This window comes from Acinetobacter sp. UBA1496 (assembly GCF_002324975.1).
Classification (GTDB): Bacteria; Pseudomonadota; Gammaproteobacteria; order Pseudomonadales; family Moraxellaceae; genus Acinetobacter; species Acinetobacter variabilis.
Genome location: NZ_DCRI01000019.1, coordinates 17,290 through 37,920 on the forward strand (window position 1 = coordinate 17,290; position 20,631 = coordinate 37,920).

The 20,631-nt window shown below is 43.2% G+C and carries 23 protein-coding genes; 21 read left to right on the forward strand and 2 right to left on the reverse strand.

Annotated elements, in window-relative coordinates; all coding sequences use genetic code 11:
* Positions 1-5 precede the first annotated feature (5 nt).
* Together miaA and hfq are read left to right on the forward strand one after the other, a co-directional pair.
* Positions 6-950 carry a tRNA (adenosine(37)-N6)-dimethylallyltransferase MiaA gene (gene miaA, locus B3143_RS01705; protein WP_004784028.1) on the forward strand — a complete coding sequence of 315 codons (945 nt, stop codon included), beginning with the start codon at positions 6-8 and terminating at the stop codon, positions 948-950.
* 91 nt (positions 951-1,041) lie between these two features.
* On the forward strand, positions 1,042-1,566 hold the full coding sequence (gene hfq / locus B3143_RS01710) for an RNA chaperone Hfq (RefSeq protein ID WP_004784027.1): 525 nt from the start codon (positions 1,042-1,044) through the stop codon (positions 1,564-1,566).
* A 101-nt stretch (positions 1,567-1,667) separates the two neighbouring features.
* On the opposite strand, the gene B3143_RS01715 is transcribed toward hfq, so the two are convergent.
* Together B3143_RS01715 and lptC are read right to left on the reverse strand one after the other, a co-directional pair.
* The gene (locus B3143_RS01715) at positions 1,668-2,975 is read right to left on the reverse strand and encodes a peptidylprolyl isomerase (RefSeq protein WP_004784026.1); all 1,308 of its coding nucleotides are present in this window, start codon (positions 2,973-2,975) and stop codon (positions 1,668-1,670) included.
* Positions 2,975-5,446: an LPS export ABC transporter periplasmic protein LptC gene (gene lptC / locus B3143_RS01720; RefSeq protein ID WP_004784024.1), complete on the reverse strand. Its 2,472-nt coding sequence runs from the start codon at positions 5,444-5,446 to the stop codon at positions 2,975-2,977. The genes B3143_RS01715 and lptC overlap by 1 nt, the downstream gene beginning before the upstream one ends.
* 121 nt (positions 5,447-5,567) lie before the next feature.
* Here lptC and B3143_RS01725 point away from each other — a divergent pair, with 121 nt between their 5' ends.
* From B3143_RS01725 to B3143_RS01815, 19 genes are all read left to right on the forward strand, one after another.
* Positions 5,568-6,581 (forward strand): aminoglycoside phosphotransferase family protein, encoded by a 1,014-nt coding sequence (locus tag B3143_RS01725; RefSeq protein WP_004784023.1) that lies wholly within the window; start codon positions 5,568-5,570, stop codon positions 6,579-6,581.
* Entirely contained in the window at positions 6,582-7,271 is a 690-nt protein-coding gene (murU, locus tag B3143_RS01730; RefSeq protein ID WP_034702293.1) for an N-acetylmuramate alpha-1-phosphate uridylyltransferase MurU, read from the forward strand. It begins immediately after the preceding gene.
* Between the two features lie 85 nt (positions 7,272-7,356).
* Entirely contained in the window at positions 7,357-7,989 is a 633-nt protein-coding gene (gene rsmG, locus B3143_RS01735; protein WP_004784021.1) for a 16S rRNA (guanine(527)-N(7))-methyltransferase RsmG, read from the forward strand.
* Positions 7,990-8,013: 24 nt separating this feature from the next.
* Positions 8,014-8,796: a ParA family protein gene (locus tag B3143_RS01740; protein WP_004784019.1), complete on the forward strand. Its 783-nt coding sequence runs from the start codon at positions 8,014-8,016 to the stop codon at positions 8,794-8,796.
* Positions 8,793-9,680, forward strand: coding sequence for a ParB/RepB/Spo0J family partition protein (locus B3143_RS01745; protein ID WP_004784018.1), 888 nt, complete (start codon positions 8,793-8,795; stop codon positions 9,678-9,680). Before B3143_RS01740 ends, B3143_RS01745 begins: the two co-directional genes overlap by 4 nt.
* Positions 9,681-9,717: 37 nt before the next feature.
* Entirely contained in the window at positions 9,718-10,359 is a 642-nt protein-coding gene (locus B3143_RS01750; RefSeq protein WP_004784016.1) for a MotA/TolQ/ExbB proton channel family protein, read from the forward strand.
* A gap of 10 nt (positions 10,360-10,369) precedes the next feature.
* On the forward strand, positions 10,370-10,792 hold the full coding sequence (locus tag B3143_RS01755; protein ID WP_004784014.1) for an ExbD/TolR family protein: 423 nt from the start codon (positions 10,370-10,372) through the stop codon (positions 10,790-10,792).
* Positions 10,792-12,519: a lipid A export permease/ATP-binding protein MsbA gene (gene msbA, locus B3143_RS01760; protein ID WP_004784013.1), complete on the forward strand. Its 1,728-nt coding sequence runs from the start codon at positions 10,792-10,794 to the stop codon at positions 12,517-12,519. The genes B3143_RS01755 and msbA overlap by 1 nt, the downstream gene beginning before the upstream one ends.
* A 3-nt stretch (positions 12,520-12,522) precedes the next feature.
* Positions 12,523-13,527, forward strand: coding sequence for a tetraacyldisaccharide 4'-kinase (gene lpxK / locus B3143_RS01765; protein ID WP_286712813.1), 1,005 nt, complete (start codon positions 12,523-12,525; stop codon positions 13,525-13,527).
* A 12-nt stretch (positions 13,528-13,539) separates the two neighbouring features.
* Positions 13,540-14,301, forward strand: coding sequence for a 3-deoxy-manno-octulosonate cytidylyltransferase (kdsB, locus tag B3143_RS01770; protein WP_004784006.1), 762 nt, complete (start codon positions 13,540-13,542; stop codon positions 14,299-14,301).
* A gap of 14 nt (positions 14,302-14,315) precedes the next feature.
* Positions 14,316-15,296: a hypothetical protein gene (locus B3143_RS01775; protein WP_004784001.1), complete on the forward strand. Its 981-nt coding sequence runs from the start codon at positions 14,316-14,318 to the stop codon at positions 15,294-15,296.
* Positions 15,297-15,313: 17 nt separating this feature from the next.
* Positions 15,314-15,655, forward strand: coding sequence for a PilZ domain-containing protein (locus B3143_RS01780; RefSeq protein WP_005236142.1), 342 nt, complete (start codon positions 15,314-15,316; stop codon positions 15,653-15,655).
* 27 nt (positions 15,656-15,682) lie between these two features.
* Positions 15,683-16,456, forward strand: coding sequence for a TatD family hydrolase (locus tag B3143_RS01785; protein WP_034702299.1), 774 nt, complete (start codon positions 15,683-15,685; stop codon positions 16,454-16,456).
* A 40-nt stretch (positions 16,457-16,496) separates the two neighbouring features.
* On the forward strand, positions 16,497-17,111 hold the full coding sequence (locus tag B3143_RS01790) for a TetR/AcrR family transcriptional regulator (RefSeq protein WP_004783998.1): 615 nt from the start codon (positions 16,497-16,499) through the stop codon (positions 17,109-17,111).
* A 9-nt stretch (positions 17,112-17,120) separates the two neighbouring features.
* On the forward strand, positions 17,121-17,669 hold the full coding sequence (locus tag B3143_RS01795) for a type II secretion system protein (protein ID WP_004783997.1): 549 nt from the start codon (positions 17,121-17,123) through the stop codon (positions 17,667-17,669).
* 97 nt (positions 17,670-17,766) lie between these two features.
* Positions 17,767-18,243: a type II secretion system minor pseudopilin GspI gene (gene gspI / locus B3143_RS01800; protein WP_171064816.1), complete on the forward strand. Its 477-nt coding sequence runs from the start codon at positions 17,767-17,769 to the stop codon at positions 18,241-18,243.
* The gene (gene gspJ / locus B3143_RS01805) at positions 18,240-18,866 is read left to right on the forward strand and encodes a type II secretion system minor pseudopilin GspJ (RefSeq protein ID WP_034702301.1); all 627 of its coding nucleotides are present in this window, start codon (positions 18,240-18,242) and stop codon (positions 18,864-18,866) included. Before gspI ends, gspJ begins: the two co-directional genes overlap by 4 nt.
* A 14-nt stretch (positions 18,867-18,880) precedes the next feature.
* Positions 18,881-19,852, forward strand: coding sequence for a type II secretion system minor pseudopilin GspK (gene gspK / locus B3143_RS01810; protein WP_079281007.1), 972 nt, complete (start codon positions 18,881-18,883; stop codon positions 19,850-19,852).
* A gap of 158 nt (positions 19,853-20,010) precedes the next feature.
* Positions 20,011-20,607, forward strand: a complete 597-nt coding sequence (locus B3143_RS01815) for a 6-pyruvoyl trahydropterin synthase family protein (RefSeq protein ID WP_034702303.1) — start codon at positions 20,011-20,013, stop codon at positions 20,605-20,607.
* Positions 20,608-20,631 lie beyond the last annotated feature (24 nt).

Genomic DNA, 20,631 nt, shown 5'->3' on the forward strand with positions numbered 1-20,631 from the left:
GTTACATGTCCAATCAACTGCCGGTCATCAATTTAATGGGACCAACTGCAAGCGGTAAAACTGCTTTGGCATGTGAACTATACGAGCAAGGTCGGTTTGAGCTGATTTCTGTCGATTCTGCGCTAGTCTATCGGGAAATGGACATTGGTACAGCGAAACCTTCTAAAGACGAATTAGAGCGCTATCCGCATCATTTGATCGATATTATTAGCCCGCTCGAAGTCTATTCTGCAGCAAACTTTGTCGAAGATGCTTGTCGTCTGATTGATGATATTCATGCACGTGGTAAAACTCCAATTCTGGTGGGTGGCACCATGCTGTATTTTAAGGCCTTACTTGAAGGCTTGTCTGATAATTTACCAAGTGCAGATTATGCGATGCGTGCCCAGATTGAAGAGAAAGCTGCTCGTGAAGGGTGGGAAGCGGTGTATGCTGAATTATGTCAGGTAGATCCCTTGGCGGGCCAGAAATTTAAAGTCAGTGATAAACAGAGAATTATCCGCGCATTAGAAGTTTTTAAGCTAACAGGTGAGCCGATTACAAAACTACAAGCAGAACAACCAAAAAATTTACCATATCGTTACAGTTTCCATAACTATGCCTTAATGCCTGATCGGTTAGAATTGCACAAACGTATTGAAAAACGTCTTGAAATTATGTGGAAAAACGGATTTTTAAATGAAGTTAAAGGATTAATGGGAAAATACGATTTTGACGAAAATTTACCCTCAATGCGTTCAGTAGGTTACCGCCAAGCCATAGAATTCTTAAAAAAAGGTGACCTAAGTCATGAAAAACAACAGGAAATGGAGGATAAGGCTTTATTTGCGACACGACAACTTGCCAAACGTCAATATACCTGGTTGAGATCTTTGCAAGAAAAGCATAAATTTACAACATATTTTACGCTCGAGCAGGCCCAAGAAGACTTGCGAAACTGTCACGGATAAAGCAAAATTTGAGTACTATCTTTTTTATAATTTTTAATTGAAAAATAGAGATAGTTTTTTGCGCTGATTTTTAAATTTTTGGAGTTATAACATGTCTAAAGGTCAAACTTTACAAGATCCATTCTTGAATTCTCTCCGTAAGGAACGTATTCCAGTTTCTATCTTCCTGGTAAACGGTATCAAATTACAAGGTCACATCGAGTCTTTTGACCAATACGTTGTATTATTAAAAAATACAGTAAGCCAAATGGTTTACAAACACGCGATTTCTACAGTAGTACCTGCACGTAATCCTCGTCCAGCTGGTGCTCCTGCTGGTTCACAAGGTGCTGGCTTCGGTGGTCAAGGTGGCTTCGGTGGTCAAGGCGCTGCTGGTGGCTTTGGCGGTCAAGGTGGCTTCGGCGGTCAAGGTGCTGGCTTCGGTGGTCAAGGTGGCTTCGGTGGTCAAGGCGGCTTCGGTGCTCAAGGCGCTGCTGGCGGCTTCGGTGGTCAAGGTGGCTTCGGTGGTCAAGGTACTGGCTTTGGTGGTCAAGGCGCTGGTTTCGGTGGTCAAGGCGCTGGTTTTGACAACGATTCAAAATTTGAAGATTCTTCTGACGACGAAAACAATCGTTAATCGGATCTGAAATAAAAAGCCTCTTAATAAGAGGCTTTTTATTATTTAAAGAATTAAGTCATTAAAAAAGCCAGCATAATGCTGGCTTTTCTTCTCTTAAATTAACGAGCGCGTTTAGGATCTAGCTGTGGATCTTTAATTTCTACATAGGCATTGCTACGGGTTTCACGTAACCAGCTATCTAGCTCAGCATCAAACTGGCGTTCACCCAGAATCTGGCGGGCCATACGTTCCTGATATTCCTGAGTCATATCCTGTTGACGTGTATCGGTCACTTGCAGGATATGCCAGCCAAATTGTGACTGGAATGGTTCACTTATCTGACCCACTGGCGTACTTTTCATACGCTGTTCAAATTCAGGTACCATGACACCTGGGCTGACCCAGCCTAAACTTCCGCCATCACGCGCTGAACCTGTGTCATTAGAGAAAGTAGACGCCAATACTGCAAAATCTTCACCTTGCTTAAGACGCGTATACAAGCTATCAATCATCTGCTTGGCATTTTCCGGGCTAACCACTTCTGATGTTTGAATCAGAATATGACGAGTCTGGTATTGAGGTACCAGTGCTTTTTGTTCACCACCTTTACGCTCTAAAAGTTTCAGGACATGCACGCCATCTGCCGCAGGAATCAGTTCTGATGTTTGACCTGCTTGCAGGGTAGAAACGCGTGCAGCGAGTTCTCCTGGAATTTCTGATAGGTTTCGAACACCCATATCAGATGCATCTACTTTAATATCGCCAGTTGAATATTTTTTGCTGATCGCCTGAATATCATTGCTACTACTCAAGTCATTTCTTACTTGTGCTGCAACCTGTTGTGCATTTTCTCCAGTTATACGTAAATGCAGAACATGTACCTGGCTACCTAACAAAGCTTGACCTTGTGGTGTATTCAGGAAGTTTTTAACATCTTGATCACTGATTTGAATACGTGAATTTACGGCTTGCTGACGTAAACGGCTAAGTGCTAGATCTTCTGCAATACGGTTACGTAAAGAGGCATACGTATTCGGCGCGATAGCATCCAGTTTTTGCTGGAAAGCTTCCAAGCTAGGGGAGCCTGAATCACGTGCTACTTTAAGCACTGCTTCATTTAAAGATTTTTCATCTGGACGAATATTGTAGCGTTTAACCTGTTCAAGTTGAGCCTGACGTACAATTAGCTGTTCAAGTGCTTGTTGTTCAAGATAAGGTTGCGGTGGAACAGGCTTGTTTTGTTTTTGCAACTGGTGAGAAATTTCAGCAACGCTTTGTGCCAGATCACTACGCAGAATAGCGCTATTGTCGACAACAGCTACAACTTCATCTTTAGGTTGGGCAACAGCAAAAGTCGTCATCGCTGAAGAAAGACATAGCGCAAGTGCGGTCGCTTTAAAAATTTGTTTTAACTGTTTTGTCTTCATTAACGTTCTGTCCAAGTTTGATTGATATTGTTAAAACCTAGAATACGATTTTCTAGTAATGAGGTTAGCTTGTTGCTTAACCCGCCAAGACCTTTAAGCGTTACTTCAGCCATCACTGCACGTTTCGCTTTCACATCCGGGTCATTGATATCGTCTAGGTCATTGTAGTATGAGCGGCCATAGACAGATACTCCCCAACAGCATGACTCATAGTTTACGCCAAGTAAATATTCACGTGCGACACTATTGTCCAGGTCAAATTGCGCATGGCCGACTAGACGCCAGTTATTGGCAATTGGCTGGATAAATGAGCCAACCACCTGATCATAACTTTCCTGGCGGTTTGGAATATCTTTACGATAGAAATAGCCTACGTTATATAGATTGCCCTGATCGCCCGTATAATAAACCTGTACATCACGCTGGGCATTGGAGCCATTCGACATCCAGCTAGAATTTAGGTTGACATGCACGTTTTGGTTTAACTGACTTCTAAGCTGAATAACTGGACCAGTATGGCTTTCACGATCAAATTTATCTGCTTCACGATCTAATGTGACACGGCGATCTTCAAAGAAGAAACTTTGTCCCACACTGGCGCGTAATCGCTCTAAACCTTCTTCATTAAATAAACTGTAACTAAGACCTAAAGAAGCGAAGTTATTGTCTTCTAAGCGGTCATTACCATAGAAGCGGCGTGCACTAAATAATTGGTCATAATTAATTGAGGCTACGACAGAGTCAAAGTTTGGCTGATTGCGCTGATTTTCATATGGTGAATAAGCGTAAAACAGGCGAGGCGTCAAGGTCTGTAAATAGCGACCATCTTTTTCAAAAATTAAACCGGTGTCCAGCGTAAATTGTGGCACTACGATAGAATGATTTTCACTTGATGAGCTGGTTTGATTATTATTAATACGATCAATAGTATCTTGATCATAGAAAGTATTGATATTGCGTAATGTCGCCTGAGGAATGAAGAATGACCAAGGGGTAAAGTGATTATAGCGTACCGAGAAATCATTATAGATGCGTGTACCACTTGGTTGATAGATGGCTTCATCACCGGTATCAATATTTTCAGTATTTCTGATGTCTTTCTGGAAATAAGCCGTATCGTTATTAAATTCGTATTGTAAACCCAGTGGGTTACCGGTCTTATAATTCACCAAAAGCTGCGGCAAACGCGCATAAGGACGGTCTTCATCCAGAACGGTAGGATCAAGCGTCTGGAAATCTTCAACTTTAAATTGAGCTTTTAAGCCGGGGATACCATTTTTATAATTAACTTCCCAAGCACGGCGCAAGTTCAGGTCTGTTTTTGAATCTGGGTTATTATCCAGATCGGCAAAAAAGTCCTTGTCTGATGCGTAATTATATTCAAGATTTGTTGAGAACTGATCGTTGATTTGCCAGTTATGCAGGAAGTGCAGGTCTTTACGGTCTTTATTGCTATAACTTTCATCAGATGGCAGGTAGCCACCCCAAATCCGGCCTTCACCATAGTTTTCTGTTAGATAACGAAACTCGCCATCCAGCATCGCACCACGGTCACTAATATAACGTGGCGTAATAGTCGCATCATATTGTGGTGCCAGGTTAAGATAAACCGGCATACCCAATTCCAGACCCCCATCATTGGTAAATCCGAAAGTTGGCGTCAGAATCCCTGTGGTACGGCGATCATCGATTGGGAAGTTAAAATAAGGAACAGCCAGTACCGGAACATCTTTCACATAGAGCTTGGTATTACGGGTTTCACCACGACCGGTTTCCTGATTCAGCTTGATTTGATCTGCCTGAATTTTCCAGGTCGGCTTTTGTTCAGGTGGACAGGTGGAATAGGTGGCATTTTCCAGTTCAAGCGTATCGTCAGAGGTTTTGGCAATCTTTTCAGCACGACCATGCGCATGCTGTTCTTCGGCAATGAAGAAACTGTTGTTTAAGTCACCTTGCTGGGTTTTCAGGTTGTAATTGATATCATCGCTTTGCGAAATCAAGCCGCCTTGGGCCAATTGGACTTGACCTTCTGCCTTAGCATAGGTTTGAGTCTGATCAATCGTCACGCGTTCCGCACGAATCTGACGACCTTCCTGATCAATGACCACATTGCCTTCTAAGTAGGAATCACCGGCCGGATTATAATGACCATAGTCTGCAGTAATGGTTGAAGTTGCCTGTTCAGGGTCAATCGTTGGTGCATCAGGTGCAATTGGAGTGACCCAGGCGCCTTCACAATAGACTGAACTGAGGTATTTACCTTGACGCTGCTGTGCTTCTGGTGAAGATTTATCCACATAATATTGTGAGAAGAATGCTTCACCGGGATAGGTCTCATTAATGCGCTGTTTGAGTTGTTCCGCATTTACATTGGATGAGTCATTTGATGCAGCATAGCTTGAGACCGAGCTACTACATAAAAGGGTTAAGATCGCAGTCGCTAGAGGGTTTATTTTAAAGTGATGCTTCATTTGTCTCATTAACCAATCATGCTTTTATCGCAATTAATTATTGTCGCATCATAGAGAAAAAGTTGATAAGTAGCTACACTTAGCACTTTAAAAACTCAGCCTGTACTAGAATTTATTGCAAATGAATACTCAACGCGAACAATTGATACAATCTTGGATTGCTTCTGTACTCGGTTCAGATCAATTTGAAACACATTTTTTAGCAGGCGATGCAAGTTTTCGTCGTTATGCACGAATCAAACTGAATAATAAAACATTTATGCTCATGGATGCACCACCAGAAAAAGAAGATTGTGTGCCTTTTGTGACGATTGATGAATTTTTTGATGCCCATGACGTACGTGTTCCACACATCGTGGCCAAAGACCTGGAAAATGGTTTTTTGCTGCTCGAAGATTTTGGTGATGTGCTGTTATCAAATCTGCTGAATGATCAGACGGTTGATGCCTATTATGAGCAAAGTTTTAAACAGCTGATTCAGCTGCAGTCCATTCCTGGAGAAGGTCAGTTTCCTGCTTATTCTTATGAGAAGCTTATTTCTGAAATGGAGTTGCTGACTGACTGGATGCTGCCTGCTTTAAAAATCCAGCCTACTGAAACGGAATCTGCTTTGATCAAGCGCACATTTGCGATACTGGCGAATGCTGCTTTGGCACAACCACAAGTCATTGTGCATCGTGACTTCCATAGCCGTAACCTGATGAAAATTGAAAATGAAACCGAACTGGGTGTGATTGATTTTCAGGATGCAGTGATTGGTGCTGATACCTATGACCTGATCTCTATTACCCGTGATGCCTATGTGCAGTGGAATGCAGATCGCGTGTATCGCTGGTTTAAAGTGTTCTATGACCTGTTACCAGCAGCGGCAAAACAGGACCGTGATTTCGAACAGTTTAAAAAAGATGCGGATATGATGGCGATTCAGCGTCATATCAAGATTTTAGGTATTTTCGTACGTCTATTTGAGCGAGATGGGAAATCTGGCTATCTAAAAGACCTGCCACGTGTGATGTGGTATCTGCTCGAAGAAACCAAAGACTATCCAGAATTACAGCCATTTATGCGGTTTATTCATGAAAAAGTGATGCCAGCTTTTGAAGCAAAATATGGTTCATACGAGGTAGCGGCCTAAATGAAAGCGATGATTCTCGCGGCTGGCTTGGGCAACCGCATGCGTCCTTTAACTTTGTATACGCCAAAACCTTTGCTGGAAGTGGGCGGCAAACCATTAATTGTCTGGCATATTGAAAAACTAGCCGCGATGGGCGTGAATGAAATTGTCATCAATACGGCTTGGTTGGGTGAAAAACTGGCTCAGGCCTTGGGTGACGGTTCACAGTTCGGTATCAAGATTTTATGGTCACATGAAGGTGAAGGGCTGGAAACAGCCGGTGGCATTATTAATGCTTTACCACTCCTGGGTGATGAGCCTTTTATTCTGGTCAATGGTGATGTCTGGACAACCATGGACTTTGCACCTTTATTGAATGTTGAGCTGGGTGAAAATCTGGCACATCTGGTTTTGGTACAAAACCCGGAGCAGCACCCTAACGGTGATTTTACACTTGCAGACGGCAAGGCTTATACCTTTGACCAGCAGCTGGCGGGTGAAAACCTGACTTTTAGTGGTGTATCAGTGATTCATCCGAAAATGTTTGAAGGCTTAGAGGCTGGAAAACGTCCTTTAGCACCACTATTAAAAGCAGCAATGCTGGAAAAAAAGATTGCTGCTTCTAAATTGACAGGTATTTGGATGGATGTGGGAACACCTGAGCGTTTGAATGCATTGGATTTAATGATCCGAGAAGGGAAGTCTGCTTAAGTGAATATTCACTAGGCACTCCCTACTGTGCCAATATAGAGAAAACGGTATACTTCCACTTAACTTTTTCGAGCATTGATTGTTTATGCACACGTTTTTTCAAGAACTAAAGCAGGGTAGCCAGGCTTTAGGTTTAGAGCTGTCTGATGAAGCTTTAAATTTATTACTCAAGTATCAGGACGCTTTGGTGCTGTGGAATAAAGCATACAATTTGACTGCAATTCGTGATCCTAAGGAAATGCTAGTTAAGCATCTGCTTGACAGTTTGAGTATTCTAAAGGATTTGCCTGCAGGTCGTTTGCTCGACATCGGGACTGGTGGTGGTATGCCGGGCATGATCATTGCTTTATGTCAGCCTGAGCGTGAATGTGTACTACTGGATTCAAACGGTAAAAAAATTCGTTTCCTGAAGCAGTTTATTGCAGACCTAAAATTAAAAAATGTCATTGCAGTACAAACCCGTGTGGAAAATGAAGACAGTATCAATGAGCTGGGTCAGTTTGATGTGATTACCAGTCGTGCATTTGCTTCATTGACAGATTTTGTGAATGCATCTAAACCGTATATGCATGAGCAGAGTATTATTGCTTCCATGAAAGGTTTGATTCCTGAAGAGGAAGTGGCAGCGTTAAAAGATGAATTTAGCTGTCAGATTATTGAACTGAAGGTTCCGCGCTTGGACGAACAACGTCATTTACTTCTATTAAAACGTATTTAAAATTTTTGAAGGATCGGGGTCAACATGGCACAAATTATTGCGATTGCCAACCAGAAAGGTGGTGTCGGTAAAACCACAACCGCAGTAAATTTGGCGGCATCTCTCGCTGTGTTAAAAAAACGCGTTTTGCTTGTGGATATGGATTCTCAAGGTAACGCGACCATGGGGTCGGGGATTCAGAAAAATGACCTGCTGTATTCAGTGACTGATGTATTGCTAGGTGAAGTGCCGATTGAAACTGCGATTACTAAAGCTGAAGTCGGATATAAGGTTTTAGGGGCAAACCGTGATCTGGCTGGTGTGGAGCTGGCGATTGCCGAGCAAAAAGGCCGTGAATTCATTTTGCGTGAAGCTTTGCAGGAAATTGAATCCTCATTCGACTATATCATTGTTGATTGTGCACCAAGCTTAAGCTTGATCACCGTGAATGCATTGGCAGCGGTGGATGGTGTCATCATCCCGATGCAATGCGAATATTATGCATTGGAAGGTCTGGCTGATCTGACACAAACCATTGACCGCATTCAGCAGGCACTTAATCCAGACCTACAGATCGTGGGTGTATTGCGTACCATGTATGATGCTCGAAATGCCTTGACCCGTGATGTCTCGGAAGAGTTGGAACAATATTTTGGTAAAAAACTTTATGAAACCGTGATTCCACGTAATATCCGTCTGGCTGAAGCGCCGGCACATGGTCTACCAGTGATTTATTTTGAAAAAAGTTCAAAGGGTGCAGTTGCTTACTTAAATCTGGCAGCTGAAGTATTAAAGAAAAGCAAAGTGAAAAAAGGAAGTAAAGCATGACCGTCAAGAAACGTGGACTCGCCAAAGGTCGTGGTTTAGATGCCTTGCTAGGATCAATTCAAAAAGAAAAATTACAACTCGAAGCACAAGGTCTTGATCATGGTCAGTTGAAACAGATTGATGTCAATCTGCTGAAACGTGGTGAATATCAGCCACGTCGCTATATCAATGAGCAGGATCTGCAGGAACTGGCAGCATCGATTGAAAAGCATGGTATCATGCAACCGATCGTGATCCGTCCGGTCGATGATGAACGCTATCCATACGAGATTATTGCGGGTGAGCGTCGTTGGCGTGCGGCACAACTGGCAGGCCTGACTGAAGTTCCTGCGATTGTGCGTGAGCTGAATGATCAGGTCGCAATTGCATTAGCTTTAATCGAAAACATTCAGCGCCAGGACCTGAACCCGATTGATCAGGCGATGGCTTTGCAGCGTTTCCATGACGAGTTTGGTTTAAGCCATCAGGAAATTGCCGATACTGTCGGTAAGGCGCGTACCACAGTGAGCAATCTGCTGCGTCTGCTAACTCTGGCTGAAGAAGTAAAAGACTTTATGCAGCAGGGCTTGCTGGATATGGGACATGCACGTGCCATCCTGACTTTGAAGGCTAAAGATCAGCTTAAAGTTGCTGAGATGGTCATTGAAAAAAGCCTGTCAGTACGCCAAACCGAACAGTTGGTACGCGACTACAATGCACCAAAAACAGAAAAACCAAAAGCAGCGATTGCGCCAGACATTCAGCAGTTGACTCAGCGTCTGTCTGAGCGCTTTAGTGCGGATGTTAAAATTGACTACAACAAGCAAGGAAAAGGCAAGCTGGTCATTAGCTATCATTCTTTAGAAGAGCTGGACGGGATTCTTTCGATCCTAGGCGATGAATAATTAATTTAAAATTTGTTTTTATTGGGGAATAAATCAGATGTGGGAATTGGTTAAAGCAGGCGGCTGGTTGATGCTGCCGCTAGTATTGTGTTCGATATTTATGCTGGCGATCTCGGTTGAGCGCTTCATTCGTTTAAAAAAGAGTCTGGTACTGCCCAACTCACTTCTGATAGGTCCTGCACAAAATGCAGACCAAGCCATGCAAAAGCTGCAACAGAGTTCAGCTTTGAAAAACAGTACTTTGGGTCGTGTATTTACTGCTGGTTTTGGAGCGCGTCACCAGTCTGAGCAATATGCTCGTGCTCAGATGGAAGTGATAGCTTCACAGGAAATTGGCTATCTGGAAAAAAATATTAATTTTCTGGGTACTTTGAGCGCAGTAGCGCCTTTACTTGGTTTGTTGGGTACAGTCATTGGGATTATCGAATCATTTTTAATGATTGATGTCGGTACTAATAGTGACCCGGTGTTAATGATGCCGGGTATTTCCAAAGCACTGATCACAACAGCAGCGGGTATGTTGATTGCTATTCCTGCTTTATTTGCACATCGTTATTTCCAGCGTCTGGTTCAGGAATATGTGGCGGAACTTGAACAGCAGGCAACCTTATTTCATGCCAACCTGTTCTATTTGAATGCTTCAGATGATGTAGAAGAACGCATCAAGAAAGCAAGCTAGGAGCAGGGGCATGAAATTTAAACGTAACCAGGTGGAAGATGTACATATCAATCTGACGCCCATGATTGATTGCCTGCTATTTATTTTGGTCTTTCTGTTGCTTTCAACCACGTTTAACCAGATGAGCCGGATGAACCTGACGCTTCCAGATGCGCAAGGTGTGCCGCCCAAGAATTTTGACCAGAAAATTGAAGTGATTGTGGATGCCAATGGTCACTATGCCGTGAATGGTCAGTCTATTGCCAGTAAAGATGCAGCAGATTTAAATACGGCAATTAAACAGATTTCGAATGAACGTCGTGATTTAATGTTTGTCATTGCCGCTGATGCAAAAGCGACACATCAGGATGTTATTCGTGTCATGGACGTTGCAGGGCAACTTGGCTTTGTTAATGTCAACATCAGTACGAAAGTACCAACTCGAGGTTATTAGTGAAGCACGATTTTAAGGTCTATCTTCGCCTTTTAAACTATTTAAAACCATTTTGGGGCACAGCCTTAATTGTCCTGCTTGGTTTCTCTATGAATGCGGCGACAGAAGTTTCTGTAGCCAAATTACTGGAATATATCATTGAGGCGATACAAAACAGAGACCAGGGTTTCACCTTACTTTTCCCATTCTTAGTGGTAGTACTGATGTTCTTCCGGGGCTTAGGCCTATTCCTCGGTGGGTATTATACGGCGGTCATCTCCCGTAATCTGGTATTTAATATTCGTCAGGAAGTCTTTGCCAAAATATTGCGTTTGCCTGCGCAATATTTTCTGGACAATACCAGCGGTCATATTACGGCCAAAATTATGTATAACGTTGAGCAGCTCACCGCAGCCTCAACTGAAGCACTTAGAACGATCATTCAGCAAGGTCTGATCACAATTGCCTTATTGGGATATCTTTTATATACCAACTGGCGTTTAACCATGTGTATTCTGATCTTTGGACCTGTGATTGGTTTTGTGATCAGTAAAGCCTCAAAACGGATGCGCAAGCTATCACAACAGGTTCAGGACACCATGGGTGATGTGAACCATGTGGTTCAGGAAACTGTAAATGCCAATCTGATTGTCAAAGGTTTTGGTGGTCAGATTTATGAGCAGGAACGCTTTAAACAGAATTCTTTGGAAAATCTACGCCGTGGCTTAAAGATGGTGGCAGTGCAGCAGCTGAACAGTCCAGTGGTACAGCTGATCATGTCAGTTTCACTCAGTATCGTGATGTATATTGCGTTGCGCCCACAAATTCTGGGAGATACTACTGCGGGTGAATTTGTTGCTTATATTACAGCTGCAGGCATGTTGGCACGCCCAATCAAGACATTAACTGATGTGAATGAAAAAATTCAGCGTGGTATGGCGGCCGCACATTCTGTGTTTGAATTGCTAGATATGCCTGAAGAGCATAATACTGGCAAACTCAATGATGCCTTAAAAGGCAATATTCAATTTAAAGATGTCAATCTGGTTTATGGCGATGGTCACCATGCGATTCATGACTTTAACCTGGAAGTGAGAGCGGGCGAGACTGTCGCATTGGTTGGACGTTCAGGAGCAGGCAAAACCTCTCTAGTGAATCTGTTGGTACGTTATCAGGAAGCTACATCCGGGCAAATTTTGCTGGATCAAAAACCGATTACTGATTATGAATTGACTGCTTTACGTACCCAGATCGCGATGGTAAACCAGCAGGTAGTGCTGTTTAACCGTACTGTTCGTGAAAATATTGCTTATGGCCAGCTAGAAAATGCGAGTGATGAAGAAATCATTGCAGCGGCAAAAGCAGCTTATGCCCATGATTTTATTATGGCCTTGCCACAAGGTTATGATACGCCACTGGGTGCTCAAGGTCTGAATCTGTCAGGTGGTCAGCGTCAGCGTATTGCCATCGCCCGTGCCATTTTGAAAAATGCACCGATTCTGATTCTGGATGAAGCGACCAGTGCGCTGGATAATGAGTCAGAATACTTTATTCAGCGTGCCTTTGATCAGGCGATGCAAGATCGGACTACGATTGTGATTGCGCACCGTCTATCAACAATTGAAAATGCCGATCGCATTGTCGTGATGGATCAAGGTCGTATTATAGAGCAGGGCAATCATGCTGAGCTGATTGCACGCCAAGGTGCTTATTATCAGCTGCACCAACGTAATTTCGAGGAACATTAAGTCATGGCTTTGGCACAGATCATTCAGGATGCTTGGAATACACAGGCAAAGTGGCTGGTTGTGCTGCGTCCTTTGTCATGGCTTTACCGTTTGGGCTTTGTCTGCAATCACTGGCTTTACCGTAAAGGGATCAAGAAAAGTTATACCGCACCTATTCCAGTAATGGTGATTGGAAATATTACCGTAGGTGGGAGTGGTAAAACACCTTTACTGATTCATCTGGTGGATTACCTTAATGAAAAAGGCTTACGGATTGGTGTGATCAGCCGAGGTTATGGTGGTAAAGGTCCTTTTCCTGCTTATGTCGATTTAAATACCTTGCCTGAAGTGGTAGGGGATGAACCAGCCTTAATTGTCCAAGCGACTGGTGTGCCGATGGCTGTGGGGCCAAATCGCCAGAAGAGCATTGAGCTTCTGCTAGAAAAGCATGCACTGGATTTAATTATTTGTGATGACGGTTTGCAGCACTGGGCTTTAAATCGGCAGATTGAATGGATTGTGCTGGATAATAACCGAGGCTTGGGTAACCAGAAACTTTTACCTGAAGGTTATCTGCGTGAACCCGTTACCCGGTTGGAAAAAGGTACCGTGATTGAACATGCAGCAAATCCAGTTTCGCCTTTGCATATGCATCTTGCAGCCTCTCAGCCCTATCTATTAAATCAGGATGTCATCAAAAGCTTTGATCCAACTGCGGCTTTTTATGCAGTAGTCGGCATCGGTTTTCCGCAGCGTTTTTATCAAACGCTAGAACATCTGGGGCTGCAGCAATTTCAGTGTCACGAATTTCCAGACCATCATGATTATGAAATTGAAGATCTGCAATTCGATGACAATAGTCCGATTATTACTACTGAAAAAGATGCAGTTAAAATTATGGCATTACTTAAACAGTATCCAGATTATCAGCGCGATATCTGGGTGGTGCCGGTCGATGCAGTCTTGTCACCTGCCTGTTATGCAATTTTGCAGCAGCAATTAGAGCAACAGGGTATTTCTATTTCCTAAGGTTTATTTACGATGAAACATATAGTTATTCCTGCACGCTTCTCCAGTTCACGTTTGCCGGGTAAACCTTTGCTGGAAATCCATGGTCGTCCAATGATTCTGCGTGTCGTGGATCAGGCTAAAAAAGTACAAGGCTTTGATGACCTGTGTGTGGCGACAGATGATGAGCGTATTGCTGAAGTCTGCCGTACTGAAGGCGTTGATGTGGTCCTGACTTCAGCAGATCATCCATCAGGTACGGATCGTCTAAGTGAAGTAGCTCGAATCAAGGGCTGGGCGAGTGATGACATTATCGTGAATGTACAGGGTGATGAACCTTTATTGCCAGCCCAGTTAGTTAAACAGGTCGCGCAACTCTTAGAAGATCAGCCAGCTTGCTCAATGTCGACTCTATGTGAGCCAATTCATCATTTAGAGGAATTTAAGCGTGACAGTATCGTTAAGGTTGTGATGTCTAAGCACAATCAGGCATTGTATTTTAGTCGTGCTACGATTCCTTATGACCGTGATGGTGCAAAGCTGACTGAACAAAAACTGCATGATCGGGCTTATCGTCATTTGGGTTTATATGCTTACCGAGTAAAACTGCTACAGGAATATGTAACCTGGGAAATAGGTGTGCTGGAAAAACTGGAATCTTTAGAACAGTTACGTGTACTGGAAAATGGTCACCGTATTGCCATTGCTGTGGCAGAAGCCAATTTACCGCCAGGTGTCGATACGCAGGAAGATCTGGACCGCTTGAACCAGATGGATCCATCTTCTTTTGCTTAATTTGAGAATTCTCCATGCCGCTTGATGTCAATGCACAGATTTATCCATGGCAGCAACAGGTTTGGGATACGCTAACCGGGCGTTTTCCTAAGCTTGGGCATGGTTTATTGTTCTATGGAAAAAAAGGCTGTGGTAAAGAAGCCTTTGCCCAACAGTTTCTAGCCTGGGTTTTATGCCTAAATCGTCAGCCTGATGGCCCATGCGGTGAGTGTGGTAGTTGTCAGTGGCTGAAAGCGGATACCCATCCGAATTACGTCTATATCAGTACTGATGAAGATAATAAAAAACAGAATGCCAAAATTAAAATTGAAAAAATCCGTGATCTTCTGCCTTTTGTACAGCAGACCGTGGATGGCTGGCGCGTCATTGTCATTGAACCCGCTGAAGCATTAAATATTGCCTCTTCTAATGCCTTGCTGAAAACTCTGGAAGAACCGGGTGAAAATATTGTCATCATTTTACTTGCGGATCATTATCTGAAATTGCCTGCAACTATTCGCAGCCGTTTACAGCATTTTGCTTTGGACCGGATTTCATCAGTGCAATTCAGTGAATATGTAGAAGTGCAATTACCTGAAGCAGGTTCGAGCCAGCAGCAGTTATTGATGAATTTATCCAATCAGATGCCTTTGCAAGCGGTTGAGGTTGCACAAAGTTCATGGCTGCCACTACGTCAGGAATTCATAGAAGACTGGAAAAAACTGGCTATTCAAAAAAATATGCCCATGGCAATTGCGACTAAATGGAATAAAAGCCTGAGTTTTGGTGAATTTGGTCAAATGTTTGAATACTTGTTGTCCGATTTAATTTGTGTCAAGCTAAATCAGGCCGTAAAAAACATTGATCTGGACTTTAATGTATTGGCCGAACAATATTCATTGGAAACACTTTTTGAAATTTATGAGGATTTTCAGCGAGCCAAACAATATCTTGAGCAGAACGTACAAAGTAATCTGGTGCTCGATGAATTGTGTATCAAGCTGATGAATCTTTAGCTTAAGGGGAAAACAAGATGCAACCACGTATGGGCGGTATTATTCAGGCCAATATTCCGGATATTGAAACGTTATTTGCCAGTTATATGCCATATGTTGTAGGTGGTGGACTTTTTATTCCTTCCAAGCAACCAGTCAAGCTGGGTGAAGAAGTATTTGTTTTGACGACTTTACCTGAACAGACGCAGAAAATTCCATTAACCGGAAAAGTAATCTGGATATCTCAAAAGCAGAATGGCATCAAGCCACAAGGTTTTGGGATTCAGCTCACCGGTGAAAAAGGCGTTTTCTTCAAAAATGAAGCAGATCGTCTGGTTGCAGGTCTTAAATCTGATGGACGTAAAAGTTACACTATGTAGTTAATTTACCTTCGGTAGGAACTCATTGTGTTTGTAGATACTCATTGTCATTTAACACTGCTCGATTTAACACCTTATAATGGTGATCTGGATCAGGCGCTTGTTCAGGCCCGTGAAGCAGGCGTATCCAAGTTTATGAGTATCTCGGTGGATCTGGATGATCATATCGAGCTGGCTAAAATCGCGGCCCGTCATCCTGATGTCGGTTATACCGTCGGTGTACATCCTTGCGAAGATGTCGCGACAATGGCACGTGCGACTACTGAATATCTGGTTGAACTGGCACAGCCAGAAAAAGTCTGGGCGTTGGGTGAAACAGGACTCGATTATTATCACAGTACTGATTTTATTGCCGAGCAGAAAGACTGTTTTGCACGCCATATCCATGCCTCACAAATCGTGAAAAAACCTGTCGTCGTGCATACCCGTTCTGCCAAGCATGACACGGTTGATATTATTCGTGCAGAGAAATCTACCCATGGCATTTTGCACTGTTTTACCGAAGACTGGGAAACCGCTAAAGCTGTTTTAGACTGCGGTTACTATGTGTCTTTCTCCGGTATTGTTTCTTTTAAAAATGCCCAGGATTTGCGTGACGTTGCCAAACAGGTTCCACTTGATCGTGTTTTAATCGAAACGGATAGTCCTTACCTTGCTCCAATGCCATATCGTGGCAAATCTAATGAACCAAAATACGTTCCTTATGTAGCCAAAGCCCTTTGCGATGTATATGATAAGTCGCTAGAAGAAATGGCTTATATCACAAAGCAGAACTTTGAGAATCTTCTGAATTCGAAGTAAATAAAGTTAGATAAGAGTACAAGAGAGTTATAGGGTGAAGATGGATCGTCAGGCTCAGTTTCGAGCAAGAGAAACCTTGATTTTTCAAGTCGCAGAACAATTACTGCTAGAAAATGGTGAAGCCGGGATGACCCTGGATGCACTGGCAGCAGAATTGGATCTGGCCAAAGGCACTCTTTACAAGCATTTTCAGAGTAAAGATGAATTGTACATGCTGCTGATTATCCGTAATGAGCGCATGTTGCTGGAAATGATTCAGGATAGTGACAAGGCTTTTCCTGAACATCTGGCTTTCTTTATGTTGCACCATCTGCATCACCCTGAACGTACTGTCCTTTTTCATCAGATTGAAGAACGTCTTTCTACAACAGGTGTTGGAATTCAGCACCTGTTTAGCGAACTTTATCAGGTTCGAAAACAGCGCTTACGTCTGATTATCCGTATGACTGAAAGCTATCTGGCTTCGATCAATAGCAACATGTCGGTGCGTGATTATCTGGCCTCAATCTGGTCATTGACCCATGGTGCAGCTGCTATTCTTAACTCCAGTTTCTACCAGCGCTATCTTGGTTCACGCGATACCTTGCGCGTTGCCCTTATTGATCAAGCTTTAGCTTTACCGAAACAGGTCCATCCTGCCGAGCAGTTCGCCTAAGAGTTGCCTATGATCAGATCACATCATGCCTCCATTCGTGGATTCACTCTAATCGAAGTGATGGTGGTGATTGTGATTATGAGTATTATGGCATCACTAGTTGTATTGAATATTGGTGGGGTAGATCAGCGCAAGGCAATGCAGGCGCGGGAAGTCCTGTTACTGGATTTGCAGCGGATCTTGCGGGAAGCTAATGATCAATCCCGTATTCTTGCGCTTGATGTTCAGGCTGTCACTGATGTTTCACCATTTCGCTACGGGGTCGTGGAATATCGTTCACCTAATCAGGCAGAATCAACTTTAAATCAGCAGAAATGGCAAAATTATGCGGAGTTTAATCTGCGCAGTTTACCGGAGCAGGTCTCTTTCCGGATTCAGCCTTTAGAGCAGCGTTATAATAATGCCCAAAATCGGGATCTCACTGAAGCCAATGCACCCCAGCTGATCTGGTTGGGTAATGGTGAAGTTAAACCGGTCAGAATCCAGTTCTATCTGGAAGATCGTGAAGTGGGCAATCCGATTGAAATTGATCACTTGGGTAAAGTCCATGAAAGCTAGGGTTTTCAAGCAGAGTGCCGGAGCTGATGTAATCAAGCCATTTAAGTCAAATGCTGATCGTGCGCACTCCGAGTATAGCTCTTCGTCTTGCGCAGCGATGAAACAGCATTTCACTCATCGCGGCTCCTCAAGCATAGCTTTTGGACTTTCTTGCGCGACAATGCCGCTCAGGTCGAGGATTACTCGACTTAAGCGTGCCTCAGGATTTACCTTGCTGGAAGTGATGGTGGCGCTGGCGATCTTTGCCACAGCAGCCATGACCCTGACTAAAGTTGCCATGCAATATACCCAATCGACTTCGAATGCCATTTTGAGAACCCAAGCCCAGTTTGTTGCCTTGAATGAAGCGGCACTGATGGAAATCAATCAGCAGTGGCTCACTGGTACTGAATCTAAACAACTCACCCAGCAGGGCGAAACCTGGCAAATTGATAAGCGCAGTGAGCCTACTGTAAGTCCTAATGTACAACGTATTGAATTACAGGTGAGTCTGGTCAACACTGAAACTGGTCAGGCAGAAAATGGAATTAGCAGCTTGATGTTCTTTAATCACCGGATGAATGAAGCGCCATGAAGTCAAAGGGATTTACGCTGGTCGAACTACTGGTTGCTATTGCTATTTTCGCCGTACTGTCTGCTCTAGGCTGGAAAGTATTTGATTATATTATACAAACCAAAGACCGTAATGCGGTGCATGAACAGCGCTTAAGTCAGTTGCAAGATACTTATCAGCAGATCTTGCGTGATACGGTACAGGCGGTGCCTTTAACGGCCAATATTAATGGTGATATTCAGCCGGCACTGGTTTTGCAAAACGGGCGTTTTAACTTTAGTAAGACTGGAGTTACCGATCCTTTGGAAGAGGGGACTTCTCCAGATGAACGGGTTGAATATCAGTACCGGGCAGATGAACAAAAACTATATCGCTTGAAATACCGAAATTTAAACCAGACCGGTCGTGATCAACCTGAATCCAGTGTGTTGTTGTCCGATGTTGAGCAGTTTCAGATCGTAGTGCTTAATCCGAACGAATTGATCCAATGGCCAGACTCATCTTTTGATTTAAATCAGGTTGAGCAAAAACAACGTCTGCCTAAAGGCATTAAAATCAACTTAATGGTTAATGGGGTCAGTTATGAGTGGATTTTCAGTTTATTGAATACAGATTTCCTGCTTGAAGCCCAAAAGTTAACCTGACAAAGAATAATAAAATGCAGAAGAACAAAGCAATGATGATCAAACAGCAGAAGGGGATTGCTCTGATTACCATTCTAGTGATGGTGGCTCTTGCAACTATTTTGGCTGCGACTATTGCTAAACGTCAGGCTGCAACTGCTGAAAGTACCGCTTATTTAATGCGACAAAACCAGTCTTTGATGTATGCCAAAAGTGCTGAAGCGTTTTTTTCTGAATTGCTGGTCGATGACGCCGAGAATGCAGCAGAAGTTGATCATTTAAATGAAACCTGGGCGCAGCCGATGCCGGCTTTTCCGGTTGAAGATGGCTATGTCTCGGGAATATTGCAAGATGAGTCGGGTAAGTTTAATTTAAATAGCCTGATTACAGCAGAAGGCACAGTGAATGAAAATGCTAAAGCCTGGTTTGAGTTGATATTAAAACGTGCTGGTTTGCCAGAGCAGTTGAGTGAAGCCGTGATCGACTGGCAGGATGAAGATGAAATGCCGAGTGGACCAATGGGTGCAGAGTCCATTTATTATCAGGGATTGCCGAATGGTTCTCTGCCTCCGAATGCCAAATTTCATAGCGTTGAAGAGCTGAAATTGGTACGAGGCTTTGAAGAAAACAAGTACAAATTAATTGCACCTTATCTAAGTACTGCGTCTGTAGCAGATACTAAGGTCAATATTAATACCGCATCTGCATTTCTTTTGGCGAGCATGGATGAAAAGCTGGATGTGAATGCTGTGCAGCAATTGCTGGATCACCGTCAGGCGAATCTGGAATATTTTTCCAATGTGGCTGATCTCTGGACACTAGAACCCTTTGCTCAGGTGGATGCAGCCAAACATAACCTGTTTAATAACCTGCTTGGAGTGCAATCTAATCACTTTAAAGCACGTATCGAAGTGATGCTGAGTGAACGTAAACGTCAGTTTAGTAGTGATCTGGTGCGGCAGGACAAGAAGGTTTATGTTGCCTATCGAAGCATGGCGCCTTTTTAAAATATCATCATTTTAGAATGCTCTCATTTCTTGAATTTAATTCGCGTAGCCTTAATCCCTTTTCCCTATCATGATGAACTGCAAAATTAATCCTCATAGGTTTACTTTTGCTTTATAATTGAAATTAATTCACCTATTTTTTGACGACATTACGGCATATGTTAATTCGTAAGTTATTTAAGTTTGAAAATGCTCATATTGTGCGTAACTGCACCTCGGATCGGTGTAAACGTTCGATCCACGGTCACAGTTATAAAGTTGAGTTATTGCTGAAAGCGTCGAAGTTGGATCATGGCCAGATGGTATATGATTTTGGTCTGCTCAAAGGGGTGATTAAGGATTTCTTTGATTCTTTTGACCATGCGATCTGCTTCTGGCAAAAAGATGATCCTGAATATATTCAGGCATGTAAAAACTTTAGTGCACGCTGGGTATCTTTGCCAGTTTCACCGTCTGCAGAACAGTTTTCACGTATTTTCTTCTTCTTGGCTCAGCAGGTATTGGCATCCACCATTACTCAGAATGGTGAAGGGGATGTTGAAGTTTACTCTGTGATTGTCCATGAAACTGATACGGGCTATGCGCAAAGCTTCCTGGAAGATATCCAGAATGAACAGATGGGTTCACTTAGCCTGGAACAGATTGAATTCTCGGAGCAGGTCCGGGCAGAATGGACAGATTCAGAGATGTTTACGAAACTGAAACAGGGTCTTCCATTTCATAACCCGGCTGTGGATCTGCAAGTCCAGCCTTAAAAATTCAAATATAAACGCAGACTG